This window comes from Cryptocyanus atlanticus LEGE 06306 (assembly GCF_056633155.1).
The window spans coordinates 60,491-77,983 of record NZ_JBSJOZ010000006.1; the positions used below are offsets into that span (position 1 = coordinate 60,491).

A 17,493-nucleotide genomic window follows, 5' to 3' on the forward strand; every position below is an offset into this window, starting at 1 on the left:
GCCCGGGATCCGGCAGTGGCGATGGATCTCCAACCCTCGACATCCTCAACGGAACCAACATACGAGCGGGACCTACCGGCGAGCGGCCTGCGGGGCTGGCTTCAGACGCGGGCCGTGGGCTCCGGGCCCCCCTCAGGGGCCAGCTCCGGGCCGTCCGTTTCCGAGCACGGCACCAGCCTGGGCAGGGGGAGGCCGCTGGGATCCTCGCCCCGCTGCAGGGCCTGAAGCCAAGCCCCACTGCTCGATCGAACCGCCGACAGATCGAGCCCCAGCCCCTCGGATCCGCAGGGCGCCAACCGGCCAAGACCTTCACCGATCAGCACCGTGGCGCCGCGGCGGTTGCCCCGCTCCAGATGCAGATGGGCCACGGCGATCTGCAGAAGACCCTGGAGGGCCGGGCGATCTGGACCCTGGGTTTCCTGCCAGAGCTCCTCGAACCTGTCGTGACAGGGGTACCACTCAGCCTGGTTGAACAGGGCCACCGCGGCGCGAAAGCGCGGATCGGTGGCCAGATCCTGGGTCAACGCTTGGCGACCTTCTTGGCCGGCAGCTTGCGCAACCGGATCGATTCGGGGGTGACCTCGAGCATCTCGCCCGGTCCGATGTATTCCAGGGCGCGCTCCAGGGTCATCTGTATCGGCGACTGCAGGGTGTCGAGCACTTCGGCACCGGCCGAGCGGATGTTGGTGACCTGCTTGGCCTTGCAGACGTTCAGTTCCAGATCCGGCGGGCGGTTGTGCTCGCCCACGATCATGCCTTTGTAGACCTTCGTGCCCGGGGTGATGAAGAACTGGCCCCGGTCTTCGGAGCCCTTGAGGGCATAGAATGTGGCGGTGCCCTCCTCGAAGGCCACCAGAACCCCGTTGCGACGGGCGGCGAAATCGCCCTGCATCGGCCGGTACTCGAAAAAGGAGTGGCTCATGATCCCTTCGCCCCGGGTGGCCCGCACGAATTCGCCGCGGAAGCCGATCAGCCCCCTGGAGGGCACCACGAATTCAAGCTGGGTGCGGCCGTCGGAGCCGGTTTCCATGTTCTGCATCTCGCCCTTGCGCACGCCCAGCTTTTCGATGCAGTTGCCCACCGCATCCTCGGGCACATCCATCACCAGGGTTTCGACCGGTTCGCAGGGGGTGCCGTCGATGGTGCGGAAGATGACCTGGGGCTGGGAGACCTGGAACTCGTAGCCCTCGCGGCGCATCGTTTCGATCAGGATGCCCAGGTGCAGTTCACCCCGGCCGCTGACGGCGAAGCGATCGGGAGAGTCGGTGTCCTCGACGCGCAGGGCCACGTTGGTGAGCAGCTCCTTCTGCAACCGGTCGCGCAGTTGGCGACTGGTGACGAATTTGCCCTCCTTGCCGGCGAAGGGCGAATCGTTGACGACGAACGTCATCTGCAGGGTGGGTTCGTCCACCTTGATCAGCGGCAGCGCCTCGGGATGGTCGGGGCAGGCGATCGTCTCGCCGATGTTCACCTCGTCGAAGCCAGCCACTGCCACCAGATCTCCGGCGCGGGCTTCGGCGATCTCGATGCGCTGCAGCCCCTCGAAGCCCAGCAGTTTGCTGATCCGGCCTCGCTTGATCGTTCCGTCGTCACGGATCAGGGCGGCGCTCTGGCCGCCGCGGATCGTGCCGTTGTGCACCCGGCCAATCATGATCCGGCCGAGGAAATCGGAATAATCCAGCGTGGTGACCTGCAGCTGCAGGGGTTTGGCGGGATCTCCCACCGGGGGCGGCACGTGGCGCAGGATGGCATCGAACAGCGGCTTCATCGTCTCGCTGGCGGTGGCCATGTCGGGCTTGGCGTAGCCCCCCATGCCGCTGCCGAACAGATAGGGAAAGTCGCACTGGTCATCGTCTGCGCCCAGTTCCAGGAACAGGTCGAGCACCTTGTCGACCGCCTGCTCGGGATCGACGCGGGCCCGGTCGATCTTGTTGACGAAGACGATCGGCCGCAGGCCCTGCTCCAGGGCCTTCTTCAGCACGAAGCGGGTCTGGGGCATGGGACCTTCGTTGGCGTCCACGATCAGCAGGGCCCCATCGACCATGCCCAGCACCCGCTCCACCTCACCGCCGAAATCGGCGTGGCCCGGGGTATCAACGATGTTGATCCGGGTGCCGGCGTAGGTGACGGCGGTGTTCTTGGAGAGAATGGTGATGCCGCGCTCCCGTTCCAGGTCGTTGGAATCCATCACGCAGGTGGGCACGGCCTCCCCGTCGCGGAAGATCCCCGACTGCTGCAGCAGGGCGTCCACCAGGGTGGTCTTGCCGTGATCGACGTGGGCGATGATCGCAATGTTGCGGATCGGCGCGCTCTGGGTCGGGGCGCTCATTGGAGATCTCTCGGTCAAGCTCGTGTTCGGCAACCGAAACCGGTTGCAACAATTCCCGAGCCTATCTCAACCCCTCCTCAGCCTCGGCCCCGACAGGCCCTCGGGTGGCCAGGCGGCGGACGGGCTCGAACAGGGCCAGGGCTTCGGCCGAGCCCTCGAACCGCCAGTGCCAGGGTTCATAGCTCACGCCCTGGACGTTGCCCCGCGGAAAGGAGAGCTGGAAGTGGAAGCGATTGGCGTTGGCCTCCAGCCAGCGGAAGGCGGGGGTGGCATCGAAGGAGTCACTCAGATGGGTGCCCGGCCGGCTGCCGTCCCCCAGGTCGACGGCATAGCCGGTGCTGTGCTCCGAAAAACCGGGCGGTGCACTCACCAGCGCCCGCTCCTGGGCGCTCTGGTTCCGCTCGGCCTTGACCTCGAAGAACAGGTCCTTCTGCAACTCCCGGGAGCGGAAGGCGCTCAGCAGGGCCAGATCCACCCCGGCCGCCGCCGCTTCCCGCTGCATGGCCAGCAGGGCCTCGGCCGCGTCCGGCCGCAACCGCAGCCCCGGCGCCACCCCGGTGAGCTGGGAGTCGGTGGCCTCGGGATAGGGAAAGTGCCCCAGCAGGCGGCCGTCGGGGCCCGGGCGGGCCTCCAGACCTGGCACCGGCGGGGGCTCCAGCAGCCGTCGCAGCGGCAGGGGCGCCAGCAGCAGCAGCAGCCCCGCCGCGCCCAGCAGCAGTGTGGCCGTGATCAGGGCTGGGCGGAGCGCCTGACTCGCCGGGGTGCCGACCCTCACGGACCGGTGGGCCACCGGAATGTCCTCGGCCCCGTCGTGCCCCCCGGCCCCGCGCCTGGCCTCGCGTTTCCGGGGCGGCGGCAGTCCCGCTGGCACGCCAATCAGCAACAAGCTTCGAAACAATCGTAGGCGTGGGGTCCGCCCGGGTCCCGCGCGGCCACGACTTCGGTGTTAGTTTCTCGCCCAGGATCGTTCCAGCGGAGCAGGTTTCAAGATGTTGCGAGTCGCGGTGGTGGGTGGCGGCCCGAGCGGTTCCTGTGCTGCTGAAGTGCTGGCCAGGGCCGGCATCGAAACCTGGCTGTTCGAGCGCAAGCTCGACAATGCCAAACCCTGCGGCGGGGCCATTCCGCTTTGCATGGTTGAGGAATTCGATCTGCCCGAGTCGATCATCGACCGCAAGGTCCGGAACATGCGGATGATCTCTCCCTCCAACCGGGAGGTCGACATCCATCTCGACAACGCCGACGAATACATCGGCATGTGCCGTCGGGAGGTGCTCGATGGGTTCCTGCGCCAGCGCGCCGCCGACCTGGGCACCCATCTCATCAATGGCCTCGTCCAGCAGATCGACACCGGGGTCAACCGCCAGGGTCCCTACACCCTGCAGTACGCCGATTACTCGGCGGGCGGCCCCACCGGTGAGATCCGCACTCTGGAGGTCGATCTGATCGTGGGCGCCGATGGTGCCAACAGCCGGGTGGCCAAGGCTATGGATGCCGGGGATTACAACGTGGCCATCGCCTTTCAGGAGCGCATCCGGCTGCCCAAGGAGGAGATGAGCTACTACGAGGATCTCGCCGAGATGTACGTCGGCACCGACGTCTCACCCGATTTCTATGCCTGGGTGTTCCCCAAGTACGACCATGTGGCCGTCGGCACGGGAACCATGCAGAAGAACCAGGCGCTGATCAAGTCGCTGCAGAAGGGGATCCGCCAACGGGCCAGCCGACGCCTGCTGCGGGGAGAGGTGATCAAGGTCGAAGCCCATCCGATTCCCGAACATCCCCGGCCCCGCCGTGTGGTGGGTCGCATGGCCCTGGTGGGGGATGCCGCCGGCTACGTCACCAAGAGCTCCGGGGAAGGGATCTACTTCGCGGCCAAGAGCGGCCGCATGTGTGCGGAGGAGATCGTGGCGTCCAGCGCCGCTGGCAGCCGCATTCCCACTGACAAAGACCTCAAGGTCTACATCCGCAAGTGGGACCGCAAGTACGGGGCCACCTACAAGGTGCTGGAGCTGCTGCAGAACATCTTCTACAGCAACGATGCCGCCCGGGAAGCCTTCGTCGAGATGTGCGACGACAAGGATGTGCAGCGCCTCACCTTCGACAGCTACCTCTACAAGCGGGTGGTGGCGATGAATCCCTGGCAGCAGCTCAAGCTCACGGTCCTCACGATCGGAGCCGTGCTGCGGGGCCAGGCCCTGGCACCCCAGGGCTACAAGCCGGTCGACAGCACCGTCCGCAGCCCCGAGGAAACCGCGGCGATCCTGGCCGAAGACCTCACCGGTCGGGCCCAGCCGGCCGCCGTCCCCGCCGCACCGACCGCCCGTCCCGCCGCCCCGGCGGCCAACGATCAGCGGGAGCCCGTTCTGGCTGCCCAGTGAAGCGCACCCGTGAAGCCGATCCGGGGGCTCAGCCGCTGATGCGGCTGAAATCGGCCAGCACCGAGGCCTGGTTGCACAGCACCCCCAGCAGATGGAGGCGGTTGGCGCGGATGGCGGCCTCGTCGGCCATCACCATCACACTGGCGTCACCATCGAAAAAGGCGGCCAGGGTCACGGCGCTGGCGCTCAGCCCGCCGGCCAGGGCGACGTAGCGCCCCGGATCATCGCCCGTGGCGATCGGTTCGAGGGTCTCCAGCACGGCCAGCATCGCCGCCTCGCTGGGGGAGCGGAACAGCTCTGGATCGACCACTCCGGCTGGGCTGAGCACCCCTGGATCCAGGTCGCCCTTGGCGGCCAGCCGGGAGGCCCGCTGCACCACGGCCTGAATGGGGGCAAGGCTGCCGTTGCGGCGCAGGTTCTGGAGCAGCTCAGCCCGTCGCCGGGCATCGCCGGGGTCGCGCAGCAGCCGCGGCAGGGCAACGGACTCGCCGGCCACGGCCTGCACCAGGTCGAGCGGCACCTCCTCCTCCAGCAGGCTGATCAGTCGCTGCCGCAGCAGCGAGCCCAGCTCCTCGGCCAGGACCGAGGCCCTCACCCGGAACGCCGGGAAGAGATCCGCCCAGTGCTCGGTGGCCCTGGAGAGCAGCGTGACCAGGTCGAGGCGCCAGCCCCGCTCCCAGAGGATCTGCAGCAGTCCGTTGCCGGCTCGCCGCAGGGCATAGGGATCGGAGGAGCCGCTTGGCCGCTCCCCCTTGGCGTAGATGCTCAGCAGCAGCTCCAGCCGCTCGGCCAGCGCCAGCACGGCGCCGGCGTCGGAGCCGGGCAGCGCGTCCCCGGCGCCCCGCGGCAGGTAGTGCTCCAGCACGGCCAGGGCCACCGCCCGGGGCGCCCCCTCCGCCAGCAGGTACTTGCCCCCCATCACCCCCTGCAGCTCTGGGAACTCCCCCACCATCTGGCTGACCAGATCGTGTTTGCACAGGAGGGAAGCCCCCAGGGCGGCGTCGGCGGTCGCGCCGCCGAGGTTGAGCCGCTCGAGTAGCAGCCCCGTGAGCCAGTGGAGCCGGTCGCTGCGGTCCCGCAGGCTGCCCAGGCCCTCCGCGAAGGTGACCCGCGCCAGCCGCTCGCGCCGCTGGGCGCTGGGCATGGCCCGATCGGCCGCCAGGAAGAATTCCGCGTCGGAGAGCCGGGCCCTGAGCACCCGCTCATTGCCCCGCCGCACCGCGGCTTCCGCCGTCAACAGCCCGTTGCCGATGCAGAGGAAGCGCGGCAGCAGCGTGGCCGTGGCCTCCAGAGCCAGGGGATCCGAGGTTCCCTCGGAGCGGATCAGCGGCACGTAGCGCTGGTGGGCCCGCATCACTGTGCGGAGCACCTCGGGGGGCAGGGCGAGGAAGCGGGTCTCCACCTGTCCCTCGATCAGGGATGGGGCTTCCACCAGATCGACCAGTTCCTCGAACAGGTCGTCGGGCAGGTCGGGTCTGGCTTCGAGGGACCTCGCTGCCGCCAGCACCCGTTCGCGGATCCAGCGCCCCCGCTCCTCCCGGTCCACCATCACCCCGGCGGTGGCGAGGGCCTCGGCGTAGTCCGAGGCGTTGGCCAGGGACACGGGGGGACCGTCAAGCCGATGGCCGCGGCTGAGGCGGTCGCTGCGGATGGCCGGATCGCAGCCCTCCAGGGCCAGGGGCACAAGTGCATCGTCGAGGAGGGCCACGAGCCAGCGCACCGGCCGGCTGAAGCGGCGCTCGCCCTCGCCCCAGCGCATGAAGCGGCGTCCCTGCAGGGCGGAGAGCCAGGCCGGAATGCGCTCGGCCAGCACGGCCTGGCTGGGGCGGCCCTGCTCCAGCTGTCGGGCGAAGACGAACGGGCCCCGGGGCGTGTCCCGGACCTCCAGTTGGTCGGGCTCCACGCCACAGCGGGCGGCAAAACCGATCGCGGCCTGGGTGGCTCGGCCGCCGGCGAAGGCCTGGCTGGCCGGGGGGCCCTTGCGCTCGTCTTCCAGATCGGGCTGGCAGAGGGGCAGATCCCTGACCAGGACGGCGAGCCGGCGGGGTGTGCCGAAGGACTGCACCGGGCCGTGGGCCAGCCGCGCCTCGCCCAGATCGTGGCGCACCTGCTGCTCGAGCTGCGGCAGGGCCTGCCGCAGGAAGTGGGATGGCAGCTCTTCGGTGCCGATCTCCAGCAGAAACGTGGCCACAGGCAGAACTCAGCAGCCTGTGACTGTATTGAAGCCTGAACGGACCACTCCGCTTCGCTACGTTCGATGGATGCTGGTGCTCTCCCCGTGACCCTCACCCCCGAACGCCACCGTCCGTCGGCGGGGACCTCCGATGGGAGGGGATCGGACACGGAGAGCGGGGCCAGGATCCGCTCGGGGCGCACGGCGATGGATCCCATCGCCCAGCCCGAGGCCCCCGGCGTCGATCCCGCTCGCCCGTCCGGACCTCCCAGCAAATACGAACGTCTCAAGGCCGCCAGCGGCTATTTGAGGGAGCCCCTCGCCACCGAACTGACCAACGCGAAACCCTCGTTCACCGACGGCGCCGTCCAGATCCTCAAGTTTCACGGCAGCTACCAGCAGGACGATCGGGACCATCGCCGCAAGGGGGAGGAGAAGGACTGGCAGATGATGCTGCGCCTGCGCAGCCCGGCCGGGCGCATTCCCGTTCCCCTCTACCTGGCCATGGATGACCTGGCCGATCGACTCGGCAACGGCACCCTGCGCATCACCACGCGGCAGGCGTTCCAGATGCACGGCATCGCCAAGGCCGACCTGCGCGAGGTGATCGGCACGATCGTGCGCTCGATGGGCTCCACCCTGGCGGCCTGTGGGGACATCAACCGGAACGTGATGGCGCCGGCGGCACCGTTCGAGAAGGGGGGCTACCCGGCCGCCCGACGCCTGGCCGACCAGATTGCCGACCTCCTCGCCCCCCAGTCGGCCGAGGGGTCCTACCTTGATCTCTGGGTCGACGGGGATCACAGCTACCGTTTCAAGCCGGCGCCGGCGGTGAAGCGGGCCCGCTCCCGCTCCTGCCAGGGAGCCGTCTACAGCGGCAATCCCGATGAGCCCCTCTACGGCGACACCTATCTGCCGCGCAAGTTCAAGGTGGCCGTCACGGTGCCGGGGGACAACTCGGTGGATCTGCTCACCCAGGACATCGGCCTGGTGGCCTTCACCGATCCCTCCGGGCGGCTGCGGGGCTGCAACATCTATGTGGGCGGTGGCATGGGTCGCACCCACAACAAGGACGCGACCTTCGCGCGCACCGCCGATCCCCTCGGCTACCTGCCTGCCGAGCACATCCTTGATCTGGTCCAGGCCATCACGGCGCTCCAGCGGGACCACGGCGACCGGGAGCAGCGGCGCCATGCCCGGATGAAATATCTCATCCACGATCGGGGCCTCGCCTGGTTCAAGCAGGAACTGGCCGGCTACCTGCCCGCGCCGCTGCAGGGACTGCGCAACGAGCCCACCACCCGGCTCGACGACTACCTGGGCTGGCATCGCCAGAGCCCGGGGCTCTGGTTTGTGGGCCTGCCCATGCTCTGCGGCCGCCTGGAGGGCGAACGCAAACGGGGACTGCGCCGGGTGGTGGAGACCTACCAGCTGGAGGTGCGCCTCACCCCCAATCAGGATCTGCTGCTCTGCAACATCGGCACCGCCCAGCGGGGCAGTGTGCGTGCCGACCTCGAGGCCCTGGGTTTCGCGGCTCCAGAGTCACCCCCGCGGCTGGCCCGTCACGGGATCGCCTGCCCCGCCCTGCCCACCTGCGGACTGGCGATCACCGAGTCCGAGCGGATTTTTCCGGCCGTGCTCGAGCGCCTCGAGGGCCTGCTCCGCCGGCTGGAGATCGAGCGTCCCCTGCTCGTGCGCATGACCGGCTGCCCGAACGGCTGCGCCCGTCCATACATGGCCGAGATCGGCCTTGTGGGCAGCGGGGTGGATCAGTATCAGCTCTGGCTGGGGGGCACCCCGAATCTCTCCCGCCTGGCGGCGCCCTACCTGGAGCGCATGCCCCTGGAGCGCCTGGAGGTGACCCTTGAGCCGCTGCTGCAGGGCTGGAAGGAGGCGGGGGGGCGCCGCAGCTTCGGCGACTACGTGGCGGCTCTCGGCAGCGAGGCGGTGCAGGCGCTCCTGCCGGCCGAATGATGGGGCTTCGCTCCCGCCCCTGGAGGGCCCTCCGGCGGGCCATCCTGCCGCTCCTGGCGGCAGGATGGCTGGTGGGCGTTCCGCTGCAGCCCGGCCGGCTGTTCGCCCAGGGACGGGTCATGCCCCCCCCTCCGAAGGCGCCGGTGAGGATCTATCGCCCCGACGGCGACACCTGCCAGGCCGACAACCTGCTCTCGACCTATCGGATGCAGCTGCTCCAGTTCGCCGACCAGCCCCCCGCCGTGCTGGCCCGGTTGCGGCAGATCCAGTTGGAGATGGGGGAGGCCAGCCTGAAGACCTGCGCCGAGGCCAATCTGCTGACCCGCGAGGAGGCCGAGCGCATCTGGGACGAGTTGCAGCGTATGTCGCTGCCGGGGCGGCCGGAGGACCGTCAGTCGCCGGCGGGAACCCAGCCCCCGTAGAGCGCCCGCGGCTGTCTCCTCCGCCAGGCCCAGAGCTGGTCGCCGTGGCTGAAATGCCACCATTCGTTCGGATGCTGGGCGAAGCCGGCATCCTCCATCACCTGCCGCAGCAGCAGGCGTCGCCGGTGCCAGTGGCTGGCTCCCTCCGGCTGGCCCGCCCCGAGGGCTCCGGGGGCGGCTGAGCCGGCGTAATGGTCGGGTTCGGATTCGGGGGCGATGGCGTCAATGGCTCCCCCCATCTCCAGGGCTGCCCGATCGGAGTCCGCCAGGGTCAGATCCACGGCCGCTCCTGTGCTGTGGGGGGGTGGAGCGGCGGGATCGGTACTGGGTGGGGCCCAGAAGCGCCCCACTTCAGCGATGACGGCGTCGTGGCCGGGACCGGTCCGGTCGGGATCCAGGCCGCGCTCCAGGCAGGTGCTCCGGATCGCATGGCGCACCATGTAGGCCTGCACCCCCACCGGTCTCCAGGCGTCGAAGATCGCCAGCCGCCAGCTGGGATGGTGGCACCGCAGATTCCGCTGGGCCTCCAGCAGACGCGCCACCACGCCGCTCCGCAGCTGGAACGGGGAGCCGGTCTCCCCGTAGGGCGCCCCCAAGGCCTGGTAGGGATGGGGCTCCAGCCGCAGCAGCTCAGGCGGCAGGGGGATCAGCGGTTCGCCGTCGTCGTGGATCGGAATCGTGGTCCAGGGCCGGGTCATGGCGTTGGCGGGGGGCGCCTGGCTGGCGCGTCAATTCAAGCGGGCCGCCTCCGCCCGGCGGCTGTGTTGCCTGGCCAGGGCCCGCTCGAGGCCGGGGTGCTTCCGCAGGGTGGGATCGTGTTCGAGGATCCCGTCGGCCACGCGGCGGGCCTGCTCCAGCACGGCACCATCGTCGCTCAGGCTGGCCAGGGCCAGATCCGGCAGCCCCGACTGGCGGGTCCCCAGCACCTGGCCGGGTCCCCGGAGCTGCAGGTCCATCTCGGCGATCTCGAAGCCATCGGAGGAGCGCACCAGCAGCTCCAGCCGCTGCTGGGCCTGGGGGTTGCGGCCGTCGTTGATCAGCAGGCAGTGGGAGGCGGCCGCGCCGCGCCCCACACGACCGCGCAATTGGTGCAGTTGGGCCAGTCCGAAGCGTTCCGCATGCTCGATCACCATCACGCTGGCTTCGGGCACATCGACGCCCACCTCCACCACCGTGGTGGAGACGAGCACATCGCAGCTCCCCCCCGCAAAGCCCCGGATCATCTCCTGTTTGTCCGGGCCGGCCAGGCGGCCATGCAGCAGCCCGACGCGCAGGTCGGGGAAGATCTCCTCGCTCAGCTGCCGGTGCACCTCCACGGCCGAACGCAGATCCAGCTTCTCCGATTCCTCCACCAACGGCAGCACCACGTAGGCCCGCTGACCGGCCGCCACCTGGTCGCGGATCAGGGCATAGGCCTGGGGCCGTTCACCGCCGCGCAGCAGCCGGGTGCGGATCGGCGTGCGCCCCGGCGGCAGCTCATCGATCTGGCTCACCTCCAGGTCCCCGTGCACCGAGAGGGCCAGGGTGCGGGGGATCGGTGTGGCCGTCATCGTGAGCAGGTGGGGCTGCAGACCCTTGCCCATCAGGCGATCCCGCTGGCGCACCCCGAACCGGTGCTGCTCGTCGACCACCACCAGGGCGAGCCGGGCGAACTGGACCGGATCCTCCAGCAGGGCATGGGTCCCCACCAGCAGTTGCAGCTGGCCGTTGGCCAGGTCCTGCAGCAGCTCCCGCCGCTGACGCGCCGGCGTGGATCCGGTGAGCAGGGCGCTGCTGATATGGAGCTGCGGCAGCCAGGCGCCCAGCTTGCGGGCATGCTGCTCGGCGAGGACTTCGGTGGGGGCCATCAGGGCTCCCTGGCAGCCGGCCTCGATGGCCCCGAGCAGACTGGCGATCGCCACCACGGTCTTGCCGCTGCCGACGTCCCCCTGCAACAGCCGGGCCATCGGCTGATCCCGCTCCAGATCGGCGCGGATCTCGGCCAGCACCCGTCGCTGGGCCCCGGTGAGGGGAAACGGCAGCAGGTCCAGGAAGGCTCCCACCAGGCTCTCCTGGCGCTCCGGCAGCCGCAGGGGCGGGGCCGGCCGCTGCGCCAGTTGGTGCCGCCGCTGGCGCAGCCCCAGTTGCAGCACCAGGAATTCATCGAAGACGAGCCGGTGGCGGCTGGCCAGAAGCTGGTCGCGGTCGGCGGGCCCATGCAGTCCCCGCAGCGCCTCCGCCCACCCCAGCAGGCCCTCCCTCCGTCGCAGCTCCGCCGGTAGCGGATCCCCCCACCGGTCCACCGCCGGCAGCACGGCCCGGATCGCCTGGCGCAGGCGCTCGGCGCTCAGCCCCTCGGTGAGGCCGTAGACGGGCAGGAGGCGGCCGATGGCCGGGGAGCGCACCGGCGCGTTGGGCCCCTCCAGCACCTCCAACAGCGGGTCCTGGAGGGCGGGGCCGTAGGGCGTGCCGCGCACCAGCCCGCTGGCGGCGACGCGGCAGCCCGGCGGGAACTGGCGCTGCTGGGCCCGCAGCCATCCCGGGGAGCTGAACCGCTTGCCGGCAAAGAACTTGCTGACCCGCAGCCGGCCGGTGACGTCCTGCAGCTGCAGTTCCAGGATCGCCAGCTGGGGATTGCGCGGACTGGCGAAGGCGTGGGCGCGGCGGACGGTGGCCACGATCGTGGCGGTGCGGCCCGGCTCCAGCTCGGCGATGCGCACCAGATGGGCGTAATCGAGGTAGTCGCGCGGGTAGTGGCGGACCAGGTCGGCAGCCTGCAGCAGGCCGAGGCCGGCCAAGCGGCTGGCGGTCCGGGCTCCGATGCCGGGGATCATCCCCAGGGGCGTGTCGGGCTGGATATCCCGGGCTTCCCGGGCTTCCCGGGCCCGGGAAGCCTCGGAGAGCCCCGGCCCCGGCGGTTCCAGCCGCAACCGGGGCGGGGACACCGTGGGGGGGGGATCCAGGGACCGACGCAACCGGTGCAGCCGCTCGCGGCAGCGCCGCACCAGGGATTGCCGATCGGCCAGCCCCATCCACTCGTAGCGGGCGAAGTCCTCGGCCAGCTCACCGAGGCCGGCCGCACCCAGGTCGGCCGGGGGCTCGCGGCAGCTGCGCTCTAGGAAGAGGCTGAACCGTTCCCGTCGCCCCTGCAGATCCCCGAAGCCCCGATCGGCCTCCAGTTGCAGGGCCTGCTGCAGGGTGCTCATCCAGGGGCGCAGGGCGCCGGAACCGGCCCTCAGGGCGTGGTCGTTGGGGGGGTCGGGCTGTCCTGCAACCACTGCTGTTCCGCCTCCAGGGCCCGGGCCCGCCGCTGCCAGTGGCGGTAGGTGCGGGCCAGTCTGCGCACATCCTGCCGCCGCCGCTCCAGGCGCCGCCGGCAGGTGCGCAGCCGCGGTTGGGCGTACTCCAGGTCTCCCGTCCGCAGCAGGAGGGCCAGGGCCTCCTGGGGCCCTCCGGCCAGTTTCGGGTCGAAGGGAAGGCCGAGGCGCAGCAGGTTGGCGGGAGCGGAGAGCGCCTCGATCTGCCCCTCCAGTACGGCATCGAGCAGGCCCACCGGCAGCAGACTCCGGCTCAGGCCGAGCCGCAGCAGCTCGAGGTTGACCGCATGGGACAGGTTGCGCAGTCGCCGCCGCACGGCCAGGTCGAGGGCGTCCCACCACTGGATCAGCGCCAGGGGCTGCCCGGGGAGGAATCCGGCCTCGGAGGGAGCCGGCGGGGGGGGGACCTCGGCGGCGGCGGATGTGGTGGCGCTGGAGCCGGAGTCCTGGACGTCCTCCTGCCGGGCCAGGGCGGAGGAGGAGAGAGCGATCAGAGCCTGCAGGACCCTCTCGGGTGCCGGGCCGTGCTGGTCGGTGGCCCAGGGGCGTTCTCCCTCCGAGGGGTCGGTGGGGGCGTCGCCGTCGCCCTCGTCGTCCACCGCGGCGAGCAGATCGTCGATCAGGTCATGCTCCTCCTCCCCATCCGCATCCCCGTCGTCGTTCCAGGCGCCGTCGCCCCCGGGGGGGGGGGCAGCGTCCGGGGCCGATCCGGTCAGGGCGGCGAGACCGGAGAGGGTGGGCAGCCCGTTGGAGAAGATCTCGGCGGAGAGGGGCAGGTCCAGATCCAGCGTCACCGAGCCCGCCGGCTCGCCGGCCGCCGGGTCCCGGCCGCGTCCGTCGCCGCTGGACCCGGTCGCGGCTCCATCCGGGGCGTCCCGCAGGGGGGCCTCCCCGCGGCGGTCTTCACGCCGCCGTTGCCGCTGCCGCTCGGCCTGCACCTGTCGGGAGAGCACCACCAGTTGCTCCAGGGTGAGCAGGCAGCCACAACGGCTGACCAGCTGCTGCAGGCGGTGCTGCAACAGCTGCCGCTGGCCCCCGTCGAGGAGGGCGTAGCGATCCGGGTGAACCTGGGTGGCCACATGGAAGACAGCCTGCTGAACGGCGCTCGGCAGGCCCTCGCGCAGCACCTGCAGGTACAGGGCCAGGTCGTGGTAGAGGGCCCGGTGGCTCCCTTTCAGGGTCCGGCTGATCCGCTCGAGCTGGCCTCGGGCTTCGCGCAACGGGCCTTCGCAGGAATCCAGGGGGCTGGGGGCTGGCAAGGGGGGGTACCGGGCCGAGGTGGCCGCTCAGGCGGCTTTGCCGCCGACCGCGGCCACCTCGGCGGCGAAGTCCATCGTCTCGACTTCGATGCCTTCCCCGAGGGTGTATCGGGTGAAGCGCCGCACCTGGATGTTCTCCCCGATCTTGCCGGCCACCTGCTTGACCAGTTCGGCCAGGGTGATCGAGCTGTCCTTGATGAAGGGTTGCTCAAGCAGGGCCAGTTCCTTGAGCCGTTTCCCGATCCGGCCGTCCACGATCTTCTCCTTCATCGCCTCGGGTTTTCCGGCGAGATCATCGCGGCCCATCTCGATCTGCTTCTCGCGCTCCTTGATCGCCACAGGGATGTCGTCGGTGCCGACGTACTCCACGTTGGGGCAGGCGGCGATCTGCATGGCGACGTTGCGCAGCAGCTCCTGGAACACCTCACCGCGGGCGACGAAATCGGTTTCGCAATTCACCTCCACCAGCACGCCCACCCGGGCACCGGTGTGGATGTAACTGCCAACGGCTCCTTCGGCGGCAGTGCGCCCCGCTTTCTTCTCCGCGGTGGCGATCCCCTTCTGACGCAGCCATTCGGCCGCCTTGGTCTTGTCGCCGCCGGCTTCGGTGAGGGCCTTCTTGCAGTCCATCATGCCGGCGCCGGTGCTCTGGCGCAGTTCCTTGACGAGCTTCGCCGAGATCTCAGCAGCCATGGGGAGGGAATTGGGATAGGGAACAAGGGGGAACGGGTGGGTTGGACCCGGGGGCCGGCAGGGAGGGGCGGGCCGGCGCCGCCATCAGGGCTCAGCCGGGCTCAGCCCTCCTCCTCGTAGGCACGCTGCTCCTGGCTGCCGTGGCGGCCTTCGTTGATGGCGTCGGCGAGACGGCCGAGCACCAGCTGGACGGAACGCACGGCGTCGTCGTTGCAGGGAATCGGCACGTCGGCCAGATCCGGATCGCAGTTGGTGTCGAGCATCGACACCAGGGGGATGTCGAGCTTGCGGCACTCGAGCACCGCGTTGGTTTCACGGCGCTGGTCCACCAGCACCACCACATCGGGCAGGCGCCGCATGTTCTTCAGGCCGCCGAGGTACTTCTGCAGACGCTCGAGCTCGCGCCGCAGCACGGCGGCTTCCTTCTTGGGCCGCATGGCAATGGCGCCCGAGGACTCCATGCGCTCCAGATCCTTGAGGCGATCGATGCGGGCCCGCATCGTGCTCCAGTTGGTGAGCATGCCACCGAGCCAGCGCTGGTTCACATAGGAGGCACCGCAGCGAGCCGCCTCCAGGGCAATCACTTCGGAGGCCTGCTTCTTGGTGCCCACGAACAGGAAGCGCTTGCCGGATTTGGAGGCGTTGCGGGTCCACTTGTAGGCGTTGTTCATGCAGACGGCGGTCTGCACCAGATCAATGATGTGAACTCCATTGCGCGCGCAATAGATGTAGCGCGACATCTTGGGATTCCAGCGACGCGTCTGGTGCCCGAAGTGAGCACCCGCCTCCATCATCTCGGAGAGAGTTACGACAGCCATGGTTTTGAGGGGTTTCGGGTTCGCCTCCACCTGTCTGGGATCAGAACGGAGCGCCACCGACACGGAAAAGGTCAGGTGGACACGGGAATCGTCTGAACACCCGAAACGGACAGGTGTGCGGGTTGGTAAGGACGTCTCAAGCTATCAAACGGTCAACGCAGGCCGGCGGCGCGGGCCTCGCGAAAGAGGGCGCGGACGCCCAGCCGGTTGAGCGGCAGGCGCAGCAGTTCGAGGGCGAGGGCATTGTGGCCGCGGCGGATCAGCCACGCCAGCACCGGGCGCAGACTGCGTTCATTCAGCAGTCCGCCCAGGGTGAGCAGGTCCCAGAGCAGCCGGTGCAGCCAGGTGAACTGGATGATGAACCGGACCCGACGGGTCGGATGCTTGCGGTAGAAGAGCAGCCCCATCCGGGCCCGTTCCTGCTCGAGCCGCACCAGATCCGGCACCTGCTCCAGACTCAGGGCCGGATGCCAGTGGTACCCCACGGCGGCCGGGCACCGCACCAGCTCCACCCCCATGCGGCGCAGCCGTTCGCCCAGTTCCAGGTCCTCCCAGCCGTAGAGGCGGAAGCCGGTGTCGAACAGCCCGGAGCGCTCGAGCACCTGGCGGTCGATCGCCACATTGCCGGTGGCGAAGTAGGCCCAGGAGTGGTCACTCAGCTTGTGGGGCTCACTGGTGGGGTCGTCGAAGTTGGCGGTGTTGATCACCGCCCCGTAGGTGAAGCACAGCCGGGAATCCGTTCGGATCCAGTGGTTCTGGAGGGCGCGGGCGTGCTCGATCAGGAAGCTGGAGGTGACGACGAGATCGCTGTCGATGAAGACGATCACATCGCCCCGGGCGTGGTCCACCCCTCGATTGCGCCCTTCGGCCGGGCCGCCATGGTCCTGCTCAATCAGGCGCAGGTGGGGGAAGCGGTCTGCCTCCCGCTGCAGCCAGTCGGCGGTGCCGTCGGTGGAGCCGTCGTCGACCACCACCACCTCGTAGCCCGAGAGTGGGGCCTCCAGCCGCTGATCCTCGAGGGCAACCAGGGCCTTCTCAAGGATCGCCCGGCGGTTGTAGGTGGGAATGACGACGCTCGGGAACATGGCCTGGGGTCCGGGCGGTTCTGCTGGCGGCTGAGCGTTCTCAGTCGGCGGCGCCACCGTTGTTGGCGGTACCGGTCACACCGTTGCCGGCGCCTTCACCGCGGCCGTCGTTCCGCAGCTTGCGCTTCTTGAACTTGCGGGCGTAGGCGCGGTTGCGTTCCTGTTTTTCCTTCTTCAGGTTGCGGCGTTTGGACATCGGGTGCCGGCGGCTTCAAGGGCAGAACTCCAACCCTACCAAGCGCCCCTTGGTGGAGGCCCGGCGGATTCCCCCTTCGAGCGGGGGCGGTGAGCGGTCGGTCGGGGTCGTTCAGCCGACCGGCTGGGCCACCGAGCCGGCCATCAGCCGGCCGTCCTCCATCTGCAGCAGACGATCGGCCACATCCAGGATGCGCGGGTCGTGGGTCACCATCAGCACGGCGCAGTGCTGCTCCCGGGCCAGCCGTTTGAGCAGGTCCACCACCTCCCGGCCACTCTGCTTGTCGAGGGCGGCGGTGGGTTCGTCCGCCAGCAGCAGGCGGGGGTGGGCGGCAAGGGCCCGGGCAATCGCCACCCGTTGCTTCTGCCCACCCGAGAGCCCGTGGGGCAGTTTGTTGAGGTGATCGCCGAGGCCCACGGCCCGCAACCAGTCCCGGGCCTGGTCCCGTCGGGCCCGGTAGCTCAGGTCCGGCAGGAGGTCGGAGCCCATCTGCACGTTCTGCTCCGCGCTGAGGCAGCGCAGCAGGTTATGGCCCTGGAAGATCATCCCGATCCGGCGGCGCAGCTGCTGGCGCTGGCGACGGCTGGAGCCAGCCAGCTCCTGCCCCAGAACGCGCACGCGGCCCTCCTGCACCTGCCGCAGGGCGCCGACCAGGGTCAGCAGGGTGGTCTTGCCGCAGCCGGAGGGTCCGGTGAGCAGCACCACCTCGCCCGGCTGGATCGACAGGTTGACCCGCTCGAGCACCTGGCGCCGCATCTCCCCAGACCCATACCAGTGGCCCAGGCCTTCGACCTGCACCATCGGAGCGTCGCCGCCGTCGGAGTTGGCGCCGGAGCGGAGGGGAGAACGGGAGGCCGTCATGGCGGAGGG

At 69.8% G+C, this 17,493-nt stretch carries 15 protein-coding genes; 3 read left to right on the top strand and 12 right to left on the bottom strand.

From position 1 onward, the window contains the following. Positions 1-101 precede the first annotated feature (101 nt). The 3 genes from ACWJI7_RS08425 to ACWJI7_RS08435 form a co-directional block, all read right to left on the bottom strand. Positions 102-524: a DUF309 domain-containing protein gene (locus ACWJI7_RS08425; RefSeq protein WP_479937047.1), complete on the bottom strand. Its 423-nt coding sequence runs from the start codon at positions 522-524 to the stop codon at positions 102-104. Beyond that, a complete protein-coding gene (typA, locus tag ACWJI7_RS08430) occupies positions 521-2,329 on the bottom strand; it encodes a translational GTPase TypA (protein WP_479937049.1) in 1,809 nt (602 codons plus the stop codon). The genes ACWJI7_RS08425 and typA overlap by 4 nt, the downstream gene beginning before the upstream one ends. A 61-nt stretch (positions 2,330-2,390) precedes the next feature. Beyond that, positions 2,391-3,119: a M15 family metallopeptidase gene (locus ACWJI7_RS08435; RefSeq protein WP_479937051.1), complete on the bottom strand. Its 729-nt coding sequence runs from the start codon at positions 3,117-3,119 to the stop codon at positions 2,391-2,393. A gap of 199 nt (positions 3,120-3,318) precedes the next feature. Here ACWJI7_RS08435 and chlP point away from each other — a divergent pair, with 199 nt between their 5' ends. Further along, the gene (chlP, locus tag ACWJI7_RS08440; protein WP_479937053.1) at positions 3,319-4,707 is read left to right on the top strand and encodes a geranylgeranyl reductase; all 1,389 of its coding nucleotides are present in this window, start codon (positions 3,319-3,321) and stop codon (positions 4,705-4,707) included. A 28-nt stretch (positions 4,708-4,735) separates the two neighbouring features. Here the strand turns inward: chlP and glyS are convergent, their stop codons facing one another. Further along, positions 4,736-6,898: a glycine--tRNA ligase subunit beta gene (gene glyS / locus ACWJI7_RS08445; protein WP_479937055.1), complete on the bottom strand. Its 2,163-nt coding sequence runs from the start codon at positions 6,896-6,898 to the stop codon at positions 4,736-4,738. 189 nt (positions 6,899-7,087) lie between these two features. Here glyS and ACWJI7_RS08450 point away from each other — a divergent pair, with 189 nt between their 5' ends. Continuing rightward, complete coding sequence (locus ACWJI7_RS08450; RefSeq protein WP_479937230.1) at positions 7,088-8,854, top strand: NADPH-dependent assimilatory sulfite reductase hemoprotein subunit; 1,767 nt, start codon at positions 7,088-7,090, stop codon at positions 8,852-8,854. Next, positions 8,854-9,276, top strand: coding sequence for a hypothetical protein (locus ACWJI7_RS08455; protein WP_479937057.1), 423 nt, complete (start codon positions 8,854-8,856; stop codon positions 9,274-9,276). The genes ACWJI7_RS08450 and ACWJI7_RS08455 overlap by 1 nt, the downstream gene beginning before the upstream one ends. Here the strand turns inward: ACWJI7_RS08455 and ACWJI7_RS08460 are convergent. The 8 genes from ACWJI7_RS08460 to ACWJI7_RS08495 all read right to left on the bottom strand — a co-directional run bounded on the left by ACWJI7_RS08460 (position 9,246) and on the right by ACWJI7_RS08495 (position 17,424). Next, a complete protein-coding gene (locus ACWJI7_RS08460; protein ID WP_479937059.1) occupies positions 9,246-9,974 on the bottom strand; it encodes a M15 family metallopeptidase in 729 nt (242 codons plus the stop codon). The two genes, ACWJI7_RS08455 and ACWJI7_RS08460, sit on opposite strands and share 31 nt — an antisense overlap. A gap of 30 nt (positions 9,975-10,004) precedes the next feature. After that, entirely contained in the window at positions 10,005-12,461 is a 2,457-nt protein-coding gene (gene recG / locus ACWJI7_RS08465) for an ATP-dependent DNA helicase RecG (protein WP_479937232.1), read from the bottom strand. A gap of 29 nt (positions 12,462-12,490) precedes the next feature. Continuing rightward, complete coding sequence (locus ACWJI7_RS08470; RefSeq protein ID WP_479937061.1) at positions 12,491-13,792, bottom strand: hypothetical protein; 1,302 nt, start codon at positions 13,790-13,792, stop codon at positions 12,491-12,493. 66 nt (positions 13,793-13,858) lie between these two features. Next, positions 13,859-14,524, bottom strand: a complete 666-nt coding sequence (tsf, locus tag ACWJI7_RS08475) for a translation elongation factor Ts (RefSeq protein WP_479937063.1) — start codon at positions 14,522-14,524, stop codon at positions 13,859-13,861. A 101-nt stretch (positions 14,525-14,625) separates the two neighbouring features. Further along, positions 14,626-15,342: a 30S ribosomal protein S2 gene (gene rpsB / locus ACWJI7_RS08480; protein ID WP_479937065.1), complete on the bottom strand. Its 717-nt coding sequence runs from the start codon at positions 15,340-15,342 to the stop codon at positions 14,626-14,628. A gap of 152 nt (positions 15,343-15,494) precedes the next feature. Beyond that, complete coding sequence (locus tag ACWJI7_RS08485) at positions 15,495-16,427, bottom strand: glycosyltransferase family 2 protein (RefSeq protein WP_479937067.1); 933 nt, start codon at positions 16,425-16,427, stop codon at positions 15,495-15,497. A 40-nt stretch (positions 16,428-16,467) separates the two neighbouring features. Continuing rightward, complete coding sequence (locus ACWJI7_RS08490) at positions 16,468-16,623, bottom strand: hypothetical protein (RefSeq protein ID WP_011293689.1); 156 nt, start codon at positions 16,621-16,623, stop codon at positions 16,468-16,470. A 111-nt stretch (positions 16,624-16,734) separates the two neighbouring features. Continuing rightward, positions 16,735-17,424 (bottom strand): DevA family ABC transporter ATP-binding protein, encoded by a 690-nt coding sequence (locus ACWJI7_RS08495; RefSeq protein WP_479937234.1) that lies wholly within the window; start codon positions 17,422-17,424, stop codon positions 16,735-16,737. Positions 17,425-17,493 lie beyond the last annotated feature (69 nt).

Excerpts from the sequence above, each read along its gene's own strand:
- chlP (WP_479937053.1), top strand. The coding sequence starts at position 3,319 with ATGTTGCGAGTCGCGGTGGTGGGTGGCGGCCCGAGCGGTTCCTGTGCT.
- recG (WP_479937232.1), bottom strand. The coding sequence starts at position 12,461 with ATGAGCACCCTGCAGCAGGCCCTGCAACTGGAGGCCGATCGGGGCTTC.
- typA (WP_479937049.1), bottom strand. The coding sequence starts at position 2,329 with ATGAGCGCCCCGACCCAGAGCGCGCCGATCCGCAACATTGCGATCATC.
- ACWJI7_RS08495 (WP_479937234.1), bottom strand. The coding sequence starts at position 17,424 with ATGGTGCAGGTCGAAGGCCTGGGCCACTGGTATGGGTCTGGGGAGATG.
- ACWJI7_RS08490 (WP_011293689.1), bottom strand. The coding sequence starts at position 16,623 with ATGTCCAAACGCCGCAACCTGAAGAAGGAAAAACAGGAACGCAACCGC.
- ACWJI7_RS08460 (WP_479937059.1), bottom strand. The coding sequence starts at position 9,974 with ATGACCCGGCCCTGGACCACGATTCCGATCCACGACGACGGCGAACCG.
- ACWJI7_RS08455 (WP_479937057.1), top strand. The coding sequence starts at position 8,854 with ATGGGGCTTCGCTCCCGCCCCTGGAGGGCCCTCCGGCGGGCCATCCTG.
- tsf (WP_479937063.1), bottom strand. The coding sequence starts at position 14,524 with ATGGCTGCTGAGATCTCGGCGAAGCTCGTCAAGGAACTGCGCCAGAGC.
- rpsB (WP_479937065.1), bottom strand. The coding sequence starts at position 15,342 with ATGGCTGTCGTAACTCTCTCCGAGATGATGGAGGCGGGTGCTCACTTC.
- ACWJI7_RS08485 (WP_479937067.1), bottom strand. The coding sequence starts at position 16,427 with ATGTTCCCGAGCGTCGTCATTCCCACCTACAACCGCCGGGCGATCCTT.
- ACWJI7_RS08450 (WP_479937230.1), top strand. The coding sequence starts at position 7,088 with ATGGATCCCATCGCCCAGCCCGAGGCCCCCGGCGTCGATCCCGCTCGC.